General features: G+C 46.7%; 1 protein-coding gene. It reads left to right on the top strand.

The annotated features are described in order from the left end of the window. Positions 1-144: 144 nt before the first annotated feature. A complete protein-coding gene (locus NW212_RS15130) occupies positions 145-1,809 on the top strand; it encodes an IS1182 family transposase (RefSeq protein ID WP_258339443.1) in 1,665 nt (554 codons plus the stop codon). The last annotated feature ends 67 nt before the right edge of the window (positions 1,810-1,876 follow it).

Consider the following 1,876-nt stretch of genomic DNA (forward strand, 5'->3'; position numbering starts at 1 on the left):
GAGGGTGTATCAAAATTCCGATACATCCTCTTTTCATATCCATCGGTAAAGAATGCATATAATGAAACAAAGCCCCGACTTTCCCAAGCCAAGGCTTTGCCATATCATAAAAATTTTGTATCTTTATGACATACAATCATATATATGTCAGCAAAGATACACTTTCGGGATTACAATCCCAAACAAACGATTCTTTTTCCCCATCGTCTTGACAAGGACATTGCGGGAAACGACCCTGTGCGCGTGGTTGACGCGGTAATTGATAACCTTAAGCTGGAAAACTTCCGCAAACTTTATAAAGAGCGCGGCCGCAGTCCATACCATCCGAAGATGATGCTCAAGGCCGTGATTTATGGCTACATGAACAACCTTTATTCCTGCCGTAAGATAGAGTCCGCCCTTAAGCGTGACATCCATTTTATCTGGCTGGCGGGTTATGAACAGCCGGACTTCAACACCATCAACCGCTTCCGCAACCGTGTGAAAGAAGAAATCAACCATGTATTCACACAGTTGGTGATAATACTGGCGGAAAAAGGATTCATCACTCTTGAGGTGGAATATATTGACGGTACAAAAATCGAATCGAAGGCCAACAAATATACTTTTGTATGGCACAAGACTACCGAGAGGAACCGTGCCAGGCTGATGGAGAAGATCAAGGCTCTTCTCGAACAGATAGATGAAGCCATAGCACAGGAAAACGTCCGGGAGGAAAACGGACAGGATTTCACACCGGCAGACCTCATGGATATTGCCGATGAACTCAACCGGTCTTTGGGGAAGGAACCTGAACCGGCAACAAAGCAGGAAAAGCGTCACCGGAAAGAAAAAGAGAGACAGATAAGGCAACTCAAGGAACATGCCGGCAAACTTGAAGGATATGACGAAAAGCTGCGCATCCTTGGCGAGCGCAACTCCTGTTCAAAAACCGACCCCGACGCCACGTTCATGCGCATGAAGGAGGATGCGATGAACAACGGGCAGACCAAACCGGGTTATAACCTTCAGATAGGAACGGAGAACCAGTTCATTCTTGACTTCGGCCTGTTTCAATCCCCCGGGGATACATTGACCATGATCCCGTTCTTCAACTCGTTTGCCGAACGTTACCATAAACTGCCGGGCAAGGCGGTTGCCGATTCCGGCTACGGTTCGGAAGAGAACTACCGGTTCATGGATGAAGCCGGCATTGCCGCCTATGTGAAGTACAATTGGTTCCACCGCGAACAGCGGATGCACTATGAGCCCAACCCGTTCAGTCCGCAATCTTTATACTACAATGCCGAAGGTGACTATTACGTCTGCCCGATGGGACAACACATGAAACGTATCGGTACGGCACGGTCAAGGACGGAAAGCGGATATGTCACTGAAAGCGCACGATACAAGGCCCGTCGATGTGAAGGATGCCCGCTTCGTGGAAGTTGTTTCAAGGCTAAGGGGAACAGGATTATCGAAGTCAATCACCGGCTGGACGAATATCGGAGGAAAGCCGGGGAGAGGCTCACATCAGAAGAAGGGGTCAGACGCCGGGGACGGCGGTGCATAGAGCCGGAAGCCGTCTTCGGACAGATGAAATACGACATGGCATACAAACGCTTCCGTCATTTTGGAATAGACAAGGTTGAAATGGACCTTGCCTTCTTTGCCATTGCCTTCAATCTAAAGAAAATGTGCTCAATAATGGCAAAAAAAGCCATTAAGGGAGGATATTGTCCAAAACAAAACCAATTTATGGCTATTCCTATAATTCTATATGCGAAGAATCAAAGATTTAAGAGATACTCTCTAAATAGGGCTGCCTAATAAATTTTAAGACTCAACAAAGGGAAAAAGAGGATGTATCAAATCTTCTCAATTTTGATACACCCTC

Source organism: Bacteroides sp. ET225 (genome assembly GCF_024733745.1).
In the GTDB taxonomy this organism is placed as follows: domain Bacteria; phylum Bacteroidota; class Bacteroidia; order Bacteroidales; family Bacteroidaceae; genus Phocaeicola; species Phocaeicola excrementipullorum.